Annotated in this window: 16 protein-coding genes; 10 read left to right on the top strand and 6 right to left on the bottom strand. The window is 61.8% G+C overall.

Annotated elements, in window-relative coordinates; translation table 11 throughout:
- Positions 1 to 64: 64 nt before the first annotated feature.
- The 9 genes from BC363_RS29745 (at position 65) to BC363_RS29700 (ending at position 9,033) form a co-directional block, all read left to right on the top strand.
- Positions 65 to 1,225, top strand: a complete 1,161-nt coding sequence (locus BC363_RS29745; protein WP_065782789.1) for an Mrp/NBP35 family ATP-binding protein — start codon at positions 65 to 67, stop codon at positions 1,223 to 1,225.
- Between the two features lie 526 nt (positions 1,226 to 1,751).
- Positions 1,752 to 2,729, top strand: coding sequence for a magnesium transporter CorA family protein (locus tag BC363_RS29735; RefSeq protein ID WP_065782782.1), 978 nt, complete (start codon positions 1,752 to 1,754; stop codon positions 2,727 to 2,729).
- A 17-nt stretch (positions 2,730 to 2,746) separates the two neighbouring features.
- A complete protein-coding gene (locus BC363_RS29730; protein ID WP_065782780.1) occupies positions 2,747 to 4,648 on the top strand; it encodes a potassium transporter Kup in 1,902 nt (633 codons plus the stop codon).
- A gap of 237 nt (positions 4,649 to 4,885) precedes the next feature.
- On the top strand, positions 4,886 to 6,061 hold the full coding sequence (locus BC363_RS29725) for a cell wall hydrolase (RefSeq protein WP_065782778.1): 1,176 nt from the start codon (positions 4,886 to 4,888) through the stop codon (positions 6,059 to 6,061).
- Positions 6,062 to 6,358: 297 nt separating this feature from the next.
- A complete protein-coding gene (locus BC363_RS29720; protein ID WP_065782776.1) occupies positions 6,359 to 6,718 on the top strand; it encodes an AtpZ/AtpI family protein in 360 nt (119 codons plus the stop codon).
- Between the two features lie 60 nt (positions 6,719 to 6,778).
- A complete protein-coding gene (locus BC363_RS29715) occupies positions 6,779 to 7,531 on the top strand; it encodes a F0F1 ATP synthase subunit A (RefSeq protein WP_065782774.1) in 753 nt (250 codons plus the stop codon).
- An 81-nt stretch (positions 7,532 to 7,612) separates the two neighbouring features.
- A complete protein-coding gene (locus BC363_RS29710) occupies positions 7,613 to 7,840 on the top strand; it encodes a F0F1 ATP synthase subunit C (RefSeq protein WP_025426100.1) in 228 nt (75 codons plus the stop codon).
- Between the two features lie 76 nt (positions 7,841 to 7,916).
- Positions 7,917 to 8,534: a F0F1 ATP synthase subunit B gene (locus tag BC363_RS29705; protein ID WP_065782772.1), complete on the top strand. Its 618-nt coding sequence runs from the start codon at positions 7,917 to 7,919 to the stop codon at positions 8,532 to 8,534.
- A 13-nt stretch (positions 8,535 to 8,547) separates the two neighbouring features.
- The gene (locus tag BC363_RS29700; RefSeq protein WP_065782769.1) at positions 8,548 to 9,033 is read left to right on the top strand and encodes a F0F1 ATP synthase subunit B; all 486 of its coding nucleotides are present in this window, start codon (positions 8,548 to 8,550) and stop codon (positions 9,031 to 9,033) included.
- Positions 9,034 to 9,424: 391 nt separating this feature from the next.
- Here the strand turns inward: BC363_RS29700 and BC363_RS29695 are convergent, their stop codons facing one another.
- Entirely contained in the window at positions 9,425 to 10,075 is a 651-nt protein-coding gene (locus BC363_RS29695) for a ribonuclease HII (protein ID WP_065782767.1), read from the bottom strand.
- 356 nt (positions 10,076 to 10,431) lie between these two features.
- On the bottom strand, positions 10,432 to 11,589 hold the full coding sequence (locus BC363_RS29690; RefSeq protein ID WP_065782765.1) for a PA0069 family radical SAM protein: 1,158 nt from the start codon (positions 11,587 to 11,589) through the stop codon (positions 10,432 to 10,434).
- Positions 11,590 to 11,790: 201 nt separating this feature from the next.
- Between BC363_RS29690 and BC363_RS29685 the strand changes: the two genes are divergently transcribed.
- The gene (locus tag BC363_RS29685) at positions 11,791 to 12,318 is read left to right on the top strand and encodes a glycosyl transferase (protein WP_065782763.1); all 528 of its coding nucleotides are present in this window, start codon (positions 11,791 to 11,793) and stop codon (positions 12,316 to 12,318) included.
- Positions 12,319 to 12,668: 350 nt separating this feature from the next.
- Here BC363_RS29685 and moaB read toward each other — a convergent pair whose 3' ends face one another.
- From moaB to BC363_RS29665, 4 genes are all read right to left on the bottom strand, one after another.
- Positions 12,669 to 13,211 (bottom strand): molybdenum cofactor biosynthesis protein B, encoded by a 543-nt coding sequence (moaB, locus tag BC363_RS29680; protein WP_065782761.1) that lies wholly within the window; start codon positions 13,209 to 13,211, stop codon positions 12,669 to 12,671.
- Position 13,212: 1 nt separating this feature from the next.
- The gene (locus tag BC363_RS29675) at positions 13,213 to 14,124 is read right to left on the bottom strand and encodes a 4-(cytidine 5'-diphospho)-2-C-methyl-D-erythritol kinase (RefSeq protein ID WP_065782759.1); all 912 of its coding nucleotides are present in this window, start codon (positions 14,122 to 14,124) and stop codon (positions 13,213 to 13,215) included.
- A 7-nt stretch (positions 14,125 to 14,131) separates the two neighbouring features.
- A complete protein-coding gene (locus BC363_RS29670; RefSeq protein ID WP_065782757.1) occupies positions 14,132 to 15,964 on the bottom strand; it encodes a tetratricopeptide repeat protein in 1,833 nt (610 codons plus the stop codon).
- A gap of 164 nt (positions 15,965 to 16,128) precedes the next feature.
- Positions 16,129 to 17,145, bottom strand: a complete 1,017-nt coding sequence (locus BC363_RS29665; RefSeq protein WP_065782755.1) for a polyprenyl synthetase family protein — start codon at positions 17,143 to 17,145, stop codon at positions 16,129 to 16,131.
- Between the last annotated feature and the right edge of the window lie 104 nt (positions 17,146 to 17,249).

Raw genomic sequence — 17,249 nt, 5'->3', positions numbered from 1 at the left:
ATGTCGCATTGGCGAAGCGCCCGGCCTCGATTATCTAAGAGATAACAAAGAATGAGAGGGCGCGATGCCGGAAGTCACCAGAGACGTGGTTCTTGATAAGCTGCGCACCGTGCGCGGTCCTGATATGGAAGGCAACATCGTCGAGCTCGGGCTCGTGTCGGATGTGTTCATCTCGGATGGCAAGGCCTATTTCTCGATCACCGTGCCGGCCGACCGGGCCAAGGAACTGGAGCCGATGCGCGCCGCGGCAGAGCGCGTGGTGCGGGAAATCCCCGGTATCAGCGCAGCCATGGTCGCCCTGACGGCCGATCGCAAAGCCGCCCCTGCGGCTGCCCCGGTGCAGCGCCCGCAACCAGCCGGAGCCCATGCCGGCCATGCCCACGGCCAGCGTCCGGCCGGGGGCGCGCCCGCCAAGGCGGGCATTCCCGGCGTCGGCGCAATCATCGCCGTCGCCTCCGGCAAGGGTGGTGTCGGCAAATCGACCACGTCGGTCAACCTGGCGTTGGCGCTGAAGGCCAACGGCCTGAAGGTCGGCCTGCTCGACGCCGACATCTATGGCCCGTCGATGCCGCGCCTCCTGAAGATTTCCGGCCGGCCGCAGCAGATCGAGGGCCGGATGATCCGCCCGATGGAAAACTACGGCATCAAGGTCATGTCCATGGGCTTCCTCGTCGACGAGGAAGTGGCGATGATCTGGCGCGGCCCGATGATCCAGTCGGCATTGCTGCAGATGCTGCGCGAAGTGGCCTGGGGCGATCTCGACGTGCTGGTGGTCGACATGCCGCCGGGCACCGGCGATGCGCAGTTGACGATGGCACAGCAAGTTCCGCTTGCCGGCGCGGTCATCGTCTCGACGCCGCAGGATCTGGCTCTGGTCGATGCCCGCAAGGGGCTGACGATGTTCCGCAAGGTCGAGGTGCCGGTGCTCGGCATCATCGAGAACATGAGCTACTTCGTTGCGCCGGACACCGGTAATCGCTACGATATTTTCGGCCACGGCGGGGCACGCAAGGAGGCCGAACGCATCGGCGTACCTTTCCTCGGCGAGGTGCCGTTGACCATGGGTATCCGGGAAACCTCGGACGCGGGCACACCTTTGGTCGTTTCCGATGCGGACGGCGAGATCGCGCGCATCTATCGCGACATCGCCACCAGGGTCTGGGCCGAGGTTTCGGCAGCCCGCGAAGACAAGAGCCGTGCAATGCCGAGCATTGTCTTCGAGTAGACCTTCATCCACAGCTTCGTCGGATGCCATCGCTGCGGTGGCAAGCCGACGCGGAGGTCGTCTGCCGCAGCCCCTACAGCATAATTCCTTAAATCGGAATCGGTTTAAGGACGAAATTATGCAGCAACTCAAAGTGTTACAGCGACCTTTGCGCGTCTAAATAGACGCGCGGCGCTGTAAATGACGGCACAATTTTGTCCGCGACCCGATTTCGATTCGGAGAAACATGCAGTAGGGTGGCGCCGGAACGATGGACGGCGTCTGTGTCATGTATCGAGGGGGCATTGATTTTGCGTCTGTGTTGCGCCATATGCCGTGCCGCACTTGCGAAGGTGCCCAACTTAGCGCGCTCTCGCCGGAGATCTTGTCCTCCCGCGATGACCGAGTTGAGGATTTTGTCCTGACTGGCGGAACGCTTCATCCGATGGATTTCGATTGTGGGAATAATGTGGCGCCGATGCGGTTGCTCACTTTCGCTCCGGCTCGCACCTCCGCCCGGGGCCGCACCAGTGGGAGGGGCCTCTGAATGATTACGGGCTATTGCTCCAACGGAGAGACCGTCACCCTGTCGGTGGCGGATGAGCCCGTTACCCTGCGTCCCGACATCGTCTGGGTCGACCTCGTCGAGCCGAGCAAGGCCGAGGATCTGATGATGGAGAAGCTTCTGGGCATTTCCATCCCGACACGGGAAGACCTGAAGGACATCGAGCCATCAAGCCGGCTTTATACCGAGGCCGATGCCGTGTTCATGACGGCGTCGCTGGTCTACCGCTCGGAAACCGATATTCCCGATCTTACCGACGTTGCCTTCATCCTGCATGGCGGGCGGGTGGTGACCATTCGTTACGCCGAGCCGCGGGCCTTCGCGCTTTTCAAGGCGGCGATGCACCGGATTCCGGGCGGCTGCCCGAACGGCGTCGTGATGCTGACCCGGCTGCTCGAAACGATCGCCGACCGCACCGCCGAAATTCTCGAGCAGGCCGTGGGCAAGATCGACGATCTGTCGCTGCAGGTTTTTGGCGACAGGGCTGTCGTCAAACGTCGGCCGCCGCATTTTTTGGAAGCGCGCCTGCGCGATGTCGCCGGCCATCACCGGCTGGTTGCCAAGACCCGCGACAGTCTCGCGTCACTTTCGCGCCTGTTGACCTTCGTCTACACGGTTCCAGACGTCCAGGCGGACAAGGACAGCCGCGAGCTTTGCCGCTCGATCTCGCGCGACATCCAGACGTTATCGGAGCATGCCTCGTTCATCTCCGGCAACATCACCTTCCTGCTCGACGCCTCCCTCGGCCTCATCAATGTCGAGCAGAATGCCATCATCAAGATTTTCTCGATCGCTGCGGTGGTGTTATTGCCGCCGACGCTGGTCGCTTCCGTCTACGGCATGAACTTTCGCGTGATGCCGGAACTCGAATGGCAGTTCGGCTATCCCTGGGCGCTTGCCGCCATGGTGATATCCGCCGTGATACCCTTTTTCTTCTTTCGCTGGAAAGGCTGGCTGTAACAGCCAGTAGGACACGCATGACCCAATCGCATGCCCCTTCCACACACGAGTCGAAAGACCTGCGCCGGCTGCTCGTCCTCGGCCTCGGCTCCATTGGCGTCGTCTACGGCGACATCGGCACCAGCCCGCTCTACGCGTTTCGCGAAGCGCTGCGCCCGGTCTCCCACGACGGCGTGACCGATGTGGAGATCATCGGCCTGATCTCGCTGATGCTCTGGACGCTGACGATCATCGTCACGCTCAAGTACGTGCTGTTTCTGCTGCGCGCCGACAACCAGGGGGAGGGTGGTACGCTCTCGCTGCTGGCGCTGTTGATGAAGACGGGAAATGGCCACACGGCGATCCTGTTCTTCATGGGCATCGCCGGTGCCGCGCTGTTCATCGGCGATGCGATGATCACGCCGGCGCTATCCGTGCTTTCGGCCGTCGAGGGTCTGAAGCTCGTGACCCCGGCGCTGTCGGAGTATGTCGTTCCCATTGCCGTGGTCATTCTGCTCCTGATGTTTGCGGTGCAGTCCAAGGGCACGGCAGCGGTCTCCAACTTCTTCGGACCGATCACCCTGGTCTGGTTCCTGGTGATGGGCGGCATCGGCCTCGTCCACCTTTCCGACGACATGGCGATCTTCAAGGCCTTCAATCCCTATTATGCCGCCAGCTTCATGTTCAACGAGGGCTATGTCGGCATCATCGTGCTCGGCGCCGTGTTCCTGACGGTGACCGGCGCGGAGGCACTCTACGCCGACCTCGGCCATTTCGGCCGTCGCCCGATCCAATGGGCCTGGTTTCTCGTCGTCTTTCCCGCGCTGACGCTCAACTATCTCGGCCAGGGCGCGTTCATCCTGAAGAACCCCGAGGCGATGTCGGACCCGTTCTTCCTGATGTTCCCGAAATGGGCACTGCTGCCGGTCGTCATCCTGGCGACGTTTGCCACGATCATCGCCAGCCAGGCTGTCATAACCGGCGCATTCTCCTTGACGCGGCAGGCGATCCATCTCGGCTTCCTGCCGCGCATGGCTATCTTCCACACCTCGGAAACCCACACGGGCCAGATCTATCTGCCCAACGTCAACACGCTGCTGATGTTCGGCGTCATGGCACTGGTGTTGGTTTTCGGCTCGTCGGAATCGCTCGCCACCGCCTATGGCATCTCGGTCACCGGCGCGATGGTCGTTACCACCGTTCTCTCCTTCGAGTTTCTGCGCGTGCGCTGGAACTGGTCGGCGCTTTGGGCCGGCGCCGCGCTGCTGCCGCTGTTTGCGCTGGAATTCGTCTTCCTCGGCGCCAACATGCTGAAGATGCATGACGGCGGCTATGTGCCGGTGCTGATCGCCGTCACCTTCATCGTCATCATGTGGACCTGGAAGCGCGGCACGGAGATCCTCCATGCCAAGACGCGCCATATCGACATTCCGTTGGCGAGCTTCGTCAAGTCGATCGAGCGCAAGAGCGAACATGCACCGGTTGCCGTGCCAGGCACGGCGGTGTTCCTGACGAGCGACCCAGAATCGACGCCCGCCGCCCTGCTGCACAACATCAAGCACAATCACGTGCTGCATCAGCAGAATTTCATCCTGACGATCCGCACCGCCAATACGCCGAAGGTGCCGAAGGCGGAACGTGTCAGCGTGCAGCCGCTCTCCGAACGCTTCACCCTGCTCGAAATGCGCTTCGGCTTCATGGAGACGCAGAACGTCTCACAGGCGCTGGGGCTCTTCCGCAAGTCGGGTTTGAAGTTCGATATCATGTCGACGTCGTTCTATCTCGGCCGGCGTAAACTGGTGCCGGACGCCCAATCCGGCATGCCGCATTGGCAGGACCGCCTGTTCATCGCGCTCGCCAATGCCGCGATCGATCCCTCCGATTACTTCCGCCTGCCCACGAACCGTGTCGTCGAACTCGGCTCGCACGTCATCATCTGACGACGCAGGATGCCAAGGCGGCTGGCGGGCCGAGAGGCCTGCCCTTCCTGTCTTTCAGTGAAGACGCATTAACCAAACATCAAGGTTAATGCTTCATTTTCAAGGCTCGAACGAAGCATCGTCGGCAGGGCGTCCGGCGGCTTCATTTTTCTAGCGTCCCGCGCGGAACCTGTCCGCTGGCTCATCGCCGGCGAGGGCGGAGCCGTGCCTTCGACAAGCGTTGCGTGGAGTGGGTTGGTGCGTAAGAGTCGGAAACTGCGTCGCGAATCTCGTGTTAACTTCTCCGCCTGGTTGGCACCGGCAATCATCGGCCTTGCGGTCTATATCGGTTTTCCCACGGTCGCGGCCTATTCGGACCTGGCGACCTTCCTGTCCGGCATCAATCGCGGTGGCGAACGCTGGCGGATGTACATGACGCCGTCGCCGGCCGGTTCGATCCACGAAGTCGAGATGGTCTTTGCCGACCCGATCACGACGAGCGCGCTTGATGGCGGTGCCGGTGTCAATCTTCCCGATGGCAGCCGTGTCGCTCTGACCGCCGAAAGCAAACACGCCGGCACGCCGGATGAGGATCGTGTCAACCGCCGGGGCAAGAAGGGCCGTATCGTCGCCGTGACCCCCGTCTCCCCGCCTAAGGATTTTACCGCCGGCTCGATCCTGCAGCGCACGAGCTCGCTGATGGAGCCGGGTTTCGAGGGGGGCGAAAAGATGGTCTTCGCCAAGCCGAAGATCAAAGGCAAGGAGATCGAGATCGCCACGGCATTCTACAAGAAGAAGCCGCCGAAGACGGATCCCGGCGTCTCGCCGATGCTGGCCAAACTCGTCACCAACGACAAGCCTGACATCCTTGCGACTGCCTATGTCCGGCCCGAGCCGGACTATGCGCGTGAATCGCCCTTCGATTCGATCCTGCGTGAGGACACGAACGCTGGACGTTTCATCCCCGACATTTCGCCGGAGGATCACGCCTGGGCCGCGACCCCGCTGCCGGCTGGCGTCTTCAGCAAGGAAGAGCAGACCTGCCTTGCCGAAGGCATCTATTTCGAGGCACGCAGCGAACCCTTGAAGGGGCAGGCGGCCGTTGCGCAAGTGATTCTCAATCGGGTGCGCAATCCGACCTATCCGAAGACGATCTGCGGCGTCGTTTATCAGAACAAGGCATGGCGCAACCGTTGCCAGTTCTCCTTCGCCTGCGACATGATCCGCGATTTGATCTACTCCCGTTCGCACTGGAAGGAAGCAAGGGACGTTGCCATGGCGGTAACCGCCGGCAAGATCTGGTTGCCCGAAGTCGGCTCAGCCACGCACTATCACGCAACCTATGTAAACCCGGCCTGGGCAAAGACGATGAAGCGTGTCGGCAAGATCGGCCTGCACATCTTCTATCGAACCTATGGCGGTGGCTGGAGCTGACGCGTTTCTGCTGCCGACCCCCTGGCTCACAAGCATCGATCGCGGGTCGGAGATTCCGGCTTGCGATCTGCCGATTCCCGCCTTTGTCTGTCGATCGCCGGCGTGGGATGTAGTCAAGCCAATGAAATCATTGAAAAATATTGTCCACGCCGAAGCGCTGTGCACGCCTTGACTATGCGGATGCCTAAAACTATGTTGCGCGCGACTTCAAATGGGGCTGAAACGTGGCTTGAACAGCAGCCCTTTGTGTGACCGAATCACGGTCGTGACCGTGTGGGACAACAAGGGGAGAGCCACGTGACGGAGAAACCCGAGGAAAGTCTGGAAACGAGGCTCAAGCAGCTCGGCGACAAGATTGAGGCCAAAAGGCCCAGTTCGCCTGACGCAGCCGAGGCCCGCGCCGCCGAAAGCCGCAAAGGCTATGCGGCGGCAATGAAGCTCTCCAGCGAGTTCATCGCTGGCATCGTTGTTGGGGCGTTTCTGGGCTATCTTTTGGACCACTTTGCGGGTACAGGGCCGTGGGGCATGATCATTTTCTTGCTCCTTGGCTTTTGCGCCGGTGTGTTGAATGTACTGCGTTCGGCGGGGATGGTGGCAACACTCGATCCGGAAAAGCGCAGTTCTGGGAATGACAAGACGGACGGAGATGACGCCTGAGGCGTCGCCCGGAAAACACGGTATCCGCTCTAAAGGCGGGCAGAACGAAAGAGAAGCGCGGTGTCAAACGATCCGACCCACCAGTTCCTGGTCAACAAGATTGTCCCGATCGAAATTGGCGGAATTGACTTTTCCTTCACCAATGCATCGCTGTTCATGGTTGCGACCGTGGGTGCCGCTGCCGGTTTCCTTTACCTGACCACATCGCAGCGCGGGCTGATCCCGACGCGCCTGCAGTCGGTTTCGGAAATGTCCTATGAGTTCATCGCTTCGATGCTGCGCGAAGGCGCCGGCAACGGCGGCATGAAGTTCTTCCCGATGGTGTTCTCGCTGTTCATGTTTATCCTGACGGCGAACCTGCTCGGCATGTTCCCTTACTTCTTCACCATCACCAGCCAGATCATCGTCACCTTCGCCTTGGCGCTGTTCGTCATCGGTACGGTGCTGTTCTATGGTTTCTACAAGCATGGCTTCGGCTTCCTGAAGCTTTTTGTGCCACACGGCGTGCCGGGCGTATTGCTGCCGCTGGTCGTGTCGATCGAAATCATCTCGTTCCTTTCCCGTCCCATCAGCCTTTCGGTCCGTCTCTTTGCCAACATGCTGGCCGGCCACATCACGCTGAAGGTTTTCGCGGGCTTCGTCACCTCCTTGAGCGCCCTCGGTGCGCTCGGTATCGGTGGTGCGATCCTGCCGCTCATCATGACCGTCGCTATCACCGGTCTTGAATTCCTCGTCTGCTTCCTCCAGGCCTATGTCTTCGCGGTACTGACCTGCATGTACCTCAACGACGCTGTCCATCCCGGAAGCCACTAAGGAATACAGTCGCTTGCTTCCGGCCGGTCCTCCGCCGGAAGCGCAATCCTAAGCCGCAACACCATTCGAAGGAGTTCAATCATGGAAGCGGAAGCAGCAAAGTACATCGGCGCAGGTCTGGCTTGCCTCGGTATGGCCGGCACGGCTCTCGGCCTCGGCAACATCTTCGGCAGCTACCTCTCTGGCGCGCTGCGCAACCCGTCGGCTGCTGACGGCCAGTTCGGCCGCCTCGTATTCGGCTTCGCCGTTACGGAAGCTCTGGGCATCTTCTCGCTGCTCGTAGCCCTGCTCCTCCTCTTCGCTGTCTAATAACGGCTGGAGTTTCGGCCGCGACCCGTCAAAGGGTCGCGGCCGCGCATATTCTTGAGTGCACCTGGAGGTGAGCATGTTTGTGACCGCGGCCTATGCCCAGCAGTCAACCACCACTGAAGGCGCCGAAGCACACGATGCCGCTGCGGCCGGTGAGGTGCACACCGAAACGGGTGTGGCCCACGAAGGCGAGGCTGGCTCCGGCGTGTTCCCGCCCTTTGATTCGACCCATTTCGCATCGCAGCTGCTGTGGCTCGCGATCACGTTCGGCCTCTTCTATCTCTTGATGTCGAAGGTCATCATTCCGCGCATCGGCGGAATTCTTGAAACCCGTCACGACCGGATCGCTCAGGATCTCGACGAAGCGTCGCGCCTGAAGGGCGAAGCTGACGCCGCCATCGCATCCTATGAGCAGGAATTGGCAACCGCCAAGGCCAAGGGTCATCAGATCGCCGACGGCGCGCGCGAAGCTGCCAAGTCCAAGGCTGTCGCCGACCGCAATGCTGTCGAAGCCGATCTTTCCAAGAAGATCGCCGCTGCGGAAGACCGCATCGCCGACATCAAGACCAAGGCACTCGCTGACGTCGGCGTGATCGCCGAGGAAACTGCGACCGCTGTCGTCAAGCAGCTGATTGGTGGCACCGTCACCAAGGCTGAGATCGTCGCTGCCGTCAAGGCATCGGCCGGTAACTGAGGAGCACTGAACCATGCATCTTGATGCGACCTTCTATGCCCTCGTCGGCTTGATCCTGTTCTTCGTCCTGATCGCCTATCTCAAGGTTCCGGGCATGATCGGCAAGGCGCTCGATGGACGCGCCGACAAGATCAGCGACGAACTGGCGGAAGCCAAGCGCCTGCGCGAAGAAGCCCAGAGCCTCGTTGCCGAGTACCAGCGCAAGCGCAAGGATGCCGAAGCGGAAGCTGCCGGTATTGTTGCCGCCGCTCAGCGCGAAGCCGAAATGCTGACCGCCGAAGCCAAGCAGAAGACGGAAGAATTCGTCGCCCGCCGGACCGCGCTGTCGGAACAGAAGATCAAGCAGGCCGAGAGCGACGCGATCAACGCCGTTCGTTCGGCTGCCGTCGATCTGGCCATCAGCGCTGCCGAAAAGGTGGTTGCTGCCAGGGCCGACGCTGGCGCCCAGAGCGAGCTGTTCAAGAAGGCACTTGGCGAAGTCAAGTCGCGCCTGAACTAAGCACGCGCTGCAAGATACGATCTGAAAGCCCCGCCTTGCGCGGGGCTTTTTGCGTTTTGGGATAACCTTGGGTGAGGCGTGCGAGCGCCTGTCTGGGATGTCTTCCGGTAAGTTCAGTCAATCCCGTTTCGGGGTCGATCGAGGGGAAAGCATTCGCGGGGTGCATACGGATCGGCCGGGGCCGCTGCCAAATTGCACCCTGATGCGTGCCCGTCGGCGCTCGACACCGCGCGCACAGTGCAAGGGCTGCCGTGGCAGCGCTCATTGGTCCGCGCCTCGGTGACACGCTGAGCCGTCGCAGGTACCTCACGGCGCAGCGCCATCCGCGTCGGGTCGTGCCCATCCAGACGGCCAGGTTTCGACAATGCCGAGCGTCAAGGCTTGCGGGGCGTCAATCCTTGCGCAGCGGACGGAAGCTCATGCGGTGCAGCGGGCAGGGGCCTTTGGTGTCGATCGCCTTGCGATGCACCGCTGTGGCGTAGCCGGCATGGACCGCAAAGCCGTAGCCGGGGTGAGCGATATCGGCACGTTCCATCATGCGGTCTCGGGTCACCTTGGCGACGATCGATGCGGCGGCGATCGAAAGCGAGCGGGCGTCACCCTTGACCACCGCCTTGGCGTGGCAGCCAAGGCCGGGCGGCACATCACGGCCATCGACCAGCACGAAGCGGGCGGCCAGGGACAGGCCGTCGACGGCCCGGCGCATTGCCTCGAGGCTCGCCTTGCGGATGTCGATCATATCGATGGTCGCAGCCGAGGAAGAGGCGATGGAAACGGTCGCGGTTGCCAGGATTTCGTCGAACAGCCGTTCACGCGCCGCGGCGGTCAATTTTTTACTGTCGTTCAGGCCTTCAGGGATGGCGTCCGGATCGAGAATGACGGCGGCCGCAACGACGGGTCCGGCAAGCGGTCCGCGTCCCGCTTCGTCGGCGCCGGCGACCGGCCATGCGCCGTCCTTTCTGGCAGCCAGCTCAAAGCTGAAATCAGGCTTAAGGAGAATATCCGGGAAAAGGGGAGAATCGATCGATCTGCGATGTGACATGCGGCGAAACTCGCATGATCGACCGATTCTCTTCAAGTCCCCCGATCTGAGTGCGGCGGCAGCCGGGGGGTATGCCAGCGTCATCCTGAGGCACGGAGGAGACGCCGGAATTCAATTCTGTCGTTGCGCGGCAAATATGACGCGCAATGGATGCTGTTCACCTGAGCTTGGTGCATGACCTGCTTCCCAAATCGATGTCGACTTAGGGAACCAGGCAGAAGTTCCAAGGCCGATACCTGCCGGCATCTTCCGGCCAGCCATTGAGGTCATGAGATCTCCCGCCTGAACCTCTCATTCCATCACCCGAGCGGCCGGAAACTCCGCACCTCCTGCGACATACGCAGCACCTGTTGCCGCTAGAGCAGCGAAAGCTGCACGCCGGTCCCGAGCGGCGGAACGAAGATATCATCCCGCAACTGTCGGCGATTGAGATTGAGGCCGAGGCGTTTGGCCGCAAGTTCGAACCGACGGCCGATCTGCCAGGCATAGGGACCAGCGCCCTTCATTCGTTTGCCGAACTCGGCATCGTAGTCCTTGCCGCCACGCATCGATCGGATGAGCGACATCACGTGCCGATAGCGGTCCGGATAGTTTCGAAGCAGCCAGTCGCGGAAGAGCGGGCTGACCTCGAGCGGCAGACGCAACAGCACGTAGGTGGCTTCCAGCGCTCCCGCCGCCCGGGAGGCTTCCAGTACCCTTTCGATCTCATGATCGTTCAATGCCGGGATGATCGGCGACACCAGGACGCCGGCCGGAATGCCGGCCTCGGAGAGGGAGCGTATCGCCTCCAGTCGCTTGGAAGGGGTCGAAGCCCGTGGCTCCATGGTGCGGGCGAGCTTTCGGTCGAGCGTCGTTACCGAAATGCCGACACGGGCGAGCCCCTTTTCGGCCATCGGCGCAAGCAGATCGATGTCGCGCGTCACCATCGCCGACTTCGTCACGATCATCACCGGATGGTTGGCGGCCTGCAGCACTTCGAGGATCTGGCGCATGATCCGCCATTCCTTCTCGATCGGCTGATAGGGATCGGTGTTGGTGCCGATGGCGATCGGCCTCACCTTGTAGTCCGAGCGGGCAAGCTCGCGCTCCAGCAGGCGCGGAGCGTCCGGCTTGGCAAAGAGCTTCGCCTCGAAATCGAGGCCGGCCGAAAGCCCCATATAGGCATGCGTCGGACGGGCGAAACAATAGATGCATCCGTGTTCGCAGCCACGATAAGGGTTGATCGAGCGATCGAAGGAAATATCAGGAGAATCGTTGCGGCTGATCACCGAGCGCGGCTTCTCCACCTGCACCTCGGTCTTGAAGGGCGGCAGGTCTTCAAGACTCTCCCAACCATCGTCGAAAGCCTCGCGCGCCTGCGGCTCGAAGCGGCCCGACATGTTCAGTCCGGCACCCCGTCCGCGGCGACGATCAACCTCGATCCTGAGACCGGTTCCGCTCATCAATGCTTCGGCAACCTCTGCCGTGTTGGCGGGCGCAAGCGCACCCTGCCTGATCTGAGACAGCTCGTTCATCGGGATCTCCGAGGGATCACTTGTTTGATCCCGTTTTGTTCTGATTATTTTCCTATCGTGGAAACAAGAACAATTCAAGAACAAAAAATCATGCGGACTAAAATGATCGCGACAGGCTCGAATTGGAAATGGGGCAGAGGAGCGAGAGCGGCCGCGCCACGCGGATGTAGCATTTTACGCTGCAATGCGGTAGGAACAGCTATGCTGACGATCATCATGGAAACACGCGACAACGAAGCGGAACTGGCGCAGACGCTGTCCGTGCTCGTGGCAGGCGCCGTGGAGGGATTGGTCAGCGATGTCATCATCCTCGATCATGGCTCCAAGGACGGGTCGGTGCGGGTGGCCGATGCCGCTGGCTGCCGCTTCTGTGTCGATTGGGATCTGGGCGATATCGTGCGCTCCGCGCGCGGCGAATGGCTGATGCTGCTTGAGCCCGGTGCGCGGCCGATCGGACGTTGGGTGGATGAGCTCGTCGAATATGTGTCGCTTCACAAGGGCCCGGCCCGTTTCTCCCCGTCACGGCTGCACCGCAAGCCGTTGCTGCATCGCCTTGCACGGCGAGTAAAGCCGCTGGAGGCCGGGTTCCTCGTGCGCAAGCGCGACGCTTTGGCAGTTGCGCGCGGGAAGATGCAGCTGAGCGAGATGACGAATATCCGCGCTGTACGAAAGCTTGCGACCGAGCTGGTCCCGGCCTGGGTTGCGCTCGACAGCCGGCAGGGCGCGTAGATTATCGGCTGGCGCCAACAAAAAAGGTGCCTGTCCTGCGGACGGCACCTCCAAGCGGCTACCAAATATCCTTGCTAGCAAATTCGTGGCCGAGCGACCGGGCGAGCCGCGCGTCGTATGTTCTTGTTCCCTTCGCCGGGGGACATTGGCGATGGGCTCGTCTTTGCTCCGTTTGAAGGACTTGCTCGGGTCTCGTTGCGATCCCTCATGTGGGCTGACCAGCGAACCTCTAGCAGACGGATAGGAGCTGCGCAGTTCCCCAGGGAACAGGCCGGGTGCGTCATACAGTTGTGCGGTCGCCGCCGTGTCGGCAGTGGCAATTTCCAGGATGCATGTCGGGACAGGCCCGCTCAGCCCCGTTTCAGATGCTCGTCGAGCCGCGGCATGATCTCGACGAAGTTGCACGGCATGTGCCGGTAGTCGAGTTGCGGCTTGAGAATGCCGTCCCATGCGTCCTTGCAGGCCCCGGGTGAACCCGGCAGGACGAAGATGAAGGTGGCGTTGGCGACGCCGCCCGTTGCACGCGACTGGATCGTCGACGTGCCGATCTTCTCGTAGGAAATCCGGTGAAAGACTTCGGAGAAGCCATCCATGCGCTTTTCGAACAGCGGCTCGAGCGCCTCAGGCGTGACGTCGCGGCCGGTGAAGCCGGTTCCGCCGGTGGTGATCACCACGTCGATTGTGTCGTTCAGCGTCCAGGCTTCCACCTGGTCGCGGATCTTTTGCTTGTCGTCGGGCACGATCGCGCGCGCTTCGAGACGATGGCCGGCGTCGAGGACCCGCGCCTGAAGCGTGTCGCCGGACTTGTCGTCAGCCAGCGTGCGCGTATCGGAGACCGTCAGAATGGCGATGCCGACGGGAATGAAGGGGCGATTGTCGTTGATCCCGGCCATTTTATTTCCCCTTGCCTACGGTTCTGCCGGCGAGAACGTACCATTCGCGGTGGGCAGCAGAAAGGGAGTGCGCTGCGCGCTGCGCGCTTTCGTCGCTGTCGAACAGGCCGAAGCAGGTGGCGCCTGAACCGGACATGCGCACCAGCGCCGCTCCGGTTGTTGTCAGCGCGTCTGAAACGCCGCCGATGATCGGCTGCAGCAAGCGCGCTGGCGGCTCCAGGTCGTTGCGCATCGCTGCCATGGCCGCAAGCCAGGCCGCAGGTGATATGAGGCCGACGGGCATGGTAAGCGGCGGATTGATCTTCTTTTCCAGTGTCCGGAAGATCACCGGTGTCGAGACGGCGACCAGGGGATTGACCAGCACGATCGGGAACGAGGGAAGCTCTTCAGCCGGCGTGATCTTCTCGCCGATGCCGCGAGCAACAAGCGGCCTGCCGTCAAGGCACATAGGCACGTCGGCGCCGAGCTCGAGCGCCAAGGCTGCGAGCGATCCCGGTTCGATGCTGGTTCGCCAGAGGTCGAGAAGCCCGCGCAGCGTAGCGGCCGCATCGGCGGACCCGCCACCGACGCCCGAGGCAACGGGCAGGTTCTTTTCGAGATGAATATGGACCGGCGGGGTGTCGATACCCTGCGAAGCCAGGGCCTGGCGCAGAAGGTCCCGCGCCTTGAGCACGAGATTGCCCCCCTGGTCTGCGCCTGTCGTCGATAATTCGGCGGCGAATGGTCCGGATAGGGTGAAACGGTCTTCGTCCGACGGCGTCAGGCCGACCCGGTCTCCGCGGTCGGCAAAGGTGACGAGACTTTCGAGGAGGTGGTGGCCGTCGGCCCGTTGGCCGACGACATGCAGTGCCAGATTGATCTTGGCGGGCGCCGTCCGTGTCAGCGCGAAGCCCGCAATCTCGCCTTCAAGCATGCTGCGATCAGGACTTCTTGTCCGGCGCAGGCGCCTCCGGGGTGACCTTCTTCGGCACGGTTTCCTTGGCGTCGGCAGACGCTGGAACCACTTCCTTCAGCGGCGGCAGGCCGTTTTCGATCTTGGCCTTGATCTTCGGGATCTCGGCCTCCTCGGGCTTCAGCTCAAGCGTCTGCGTCCATTGGAACACGGCTTCCAGCTTGCGGCCGACACGCCAATAGGCATCGCCGAGGTGGTCGTTGATGGTCGGATCGCCGGCCATTAGCTCGGCAGCCTTTTCAAGCTCGACCACCGCATCGTCGAAGCGGTTCATGCGGAAATAGGCCCAGCCGAGCGAATCGACGATGTAGCCGTCATCGGGCTTGAGCTCGACCGCCTTGCGGATCATGTCGAGGCCTTCTTCCAGGTTGATGTTCATGTCGACCCAGGAATAGCCGAGATAGTTCAGCACCTGCGGCTGGTCGGGATTGAGCTCGAGAGCCTTGCGAAAGCTCGGCTCAGCCTTGTCCCAGAGTTTCTGACGCTCGTAAGCGATGCCGCGCTGGAAGAATACGGTCCAGTCGCCGCGCTTCGGCACCGGGCCGATCGCGTCGACTGCCCGGTCGTAGAGCTCACCCATCTCCTTGTACTCCTTGGCATCGGACAGCACGCTGCCATAGGCGAGATAGTTGCGGATGTTCTTGGGATCGACGTCGATCAGCGCCTTGAGGTGCTTCTTGGCTTCATCCACCTTGCCGATGCTGGCAAGGCTGAGACCAAGCTGCAGTTCCGAGAGCCTGCGCATCGGCGAGGCCTCGGGCACGCTCTGGTAAAGCTCGATCGCTTCCTTCGGCTTCTTCAGGTTTTCGGCAATACCGGCCAGCATCACGAGGATATCGGCACTTTCCGGATCGAGACGGCGTGCCGTCTGGAGATAGAGCGAGACGATGTCTTCGGCGCCGTCGCGGTTGAGCGCGCCGCCGATGGAAAACAGCACGGCTGCCGCACCCTGCGATGCGTTCTTGACCTGCTGCTCCTGGGGTATGCCGGTCTCGATGTTCTTCCGAAGCGCTTCGAGCGGAGTGTAGTTGTTGACCATGTTCTCGCCGACGGCGATCGTGTCGAGCGCCTTCTGCTTGTTGCCTTCGCGCGCCTCGAAGCGTGCCAAGGCCTCGACCGCACGCATGAACGTGTCGGGCGCAGCACTGCCGCCTTCGCGATCGAGGATCGCGTCGTTGAGCTTGGCGCGCGCGGTGGTCTTGTCGCCGGAAGCGATGGCGATTGCGCCGGCATGGTAGTTCTTGAACACGCGGAACCAGTCCGGCCCTTCAAGGCCGTTGACCTGCGCCAGCGCTTCCTTGGGCTTGCCCTGGCCGAATTTGGCCCAGGCGGAAAGCAGGCCGTTCATCAGCCGGTCGAGATCGTTCGGCCCCTCATAATTCAAGAGCTTCTGCGCGTTGCGGTATTCCCGCTTGCGGATCGCCTCGATCGCACGGATGACGGTGGTGATGCGCTCGACGGCCGGGTCGGACTTCAATTGTTCGGCGATTTTGGCGCCGTCGTCGAACTTGCCGGCCATCAGCAGCGTGATCATCAGCCGCTGCTTGACTTCGTTGTTGTTAGGCTCGAACTGCAGCGCAATGCGGTAGAGTTCGTTGGCCGCGGCAAAGTCACGGTCCGTGTCGGCGGTGCGGGCAGCGAGGAACGCGCCGGCAAAGGTGTTGACGGACGTGATGTCGAAAGGCTCGGTCTCCTCGACGGCGGCCTTTTCCTCGGCGAAAGCCTGGTAGCTGGTGCTGACCGAGGCAAGAGCCAGCAGTGCAGCGCCGCTGAGAAGGCGGAGGATCGTCTTTTGCCGCATGTCAAACCTTTCATTGCCGATCTCTCGGCCTTGCGCACGACTGAGGGTTGTCTTGGAATCAGCCACGTGTTGCCCGGCACAACTCTTGAGGAACAGAATGGCTTTTTTGGCGCAACGCGGCAAGAAATTCCTCTTGGAGGTCCTGGTGCGGCCGCAGCGTCGCGTCAGCTGACCCGGTCGATGCAGAAGTCGATGACCTCGACCAGCGCCGATTTCCAGGGCGAAACCGGGAGCGGTGCCAGCGCATCGCGCGCAATCGTTCCATAGTGCTGCGCACGGGCGATGGTGTCGTTCAGGCCGCCATATCGCTTGATCAGGCCGAGCGCCTTTTCGAGGTTGGCATCACTGCTGTCGCCGCCCTCGATCGCCTGGCGCCAGAAGGCGCGGTCTTCCGCCGTGCCGCGGCGATAGGACAGAATGACCGGAAGGGTGATCTTGCCTTCGCGGAAATCGTCGCCGACATTCTTGCCGAGATCGCTGGCCGAGCCGCCATAGTCGAGCACGTCGTCGACGAGCTGGAAGGCGAGGCCGAGATTCATGCCATAGGATTTCAGCGCGTTGCGGTCGGATTTGCTGGTCTGGGCGACGATCGGGCCGACTTCGGCGGCAGCGGCGAAAAGCGCTGCGGTCTTGGCGCGGATGACCTGGAGATAGTCGTCCTCGGTCGTCTCCATGTTCTTGGCGACGGAAAGCTGCAGCACCTCGCCTTCGGCGATCACCGACGCTGCGGTCGAAAGCACGTCGAGCGCATCGAGCGAGCCGACATCGACCATCATGCGGAAGGCCTGGCCGAGCAGGAAGTCGCCGACGAGCACGCTTGCCTGGTTGCCCCAGATGGTGCGGGCGGTGGATTTGCCGCGGCGCAGATCGCTTTCGTCCACGACATCGTCATGCAAAAGCGTTGCCGTATGCATGAACTCGACGCTGGTGGCGAGCTTGACGTGAGCGTCGCCCTCATAGCCGAACATCGCCGCGGAGGCGAGCGTCAGCATCGGGCGCAGGCGTTTGCCACCCGACGAGATCAGGTGGTTGGCAACCTCAGGAATCATCTGGACGTCGGAGCCGGCCTTCGACAGGATGAGCTGGTTGACGCGTTCCATGTCGGGCGACGTCAAGTCAACGAGCGGCTTCACGGACGCCTGTTTGTTTTTGCTGTCTTCCAGCGGTATCACTACGCCCAACACCGGGACTCCTGTTTTCATTGTCGCTTTCGACAATAGGAAGGGGGGGCACGTGCGGCAAGAGGCGAATTGTCCCGCTTGCTGAAATAGGACAGGAAAAACCG

Source organism: Ensifer sp. LC384, assembly GCF_001695865.1.
GTDB lineage: Bacteria > Pseudomonadota > Alphaproteobacteria > Rhizobiales > Rhizobiaceae > Ensifer.
Note: the sequence above shows the minus strand (reverse complement) of the source record. Positions and strands in the feature narration are given on the sequence as shown.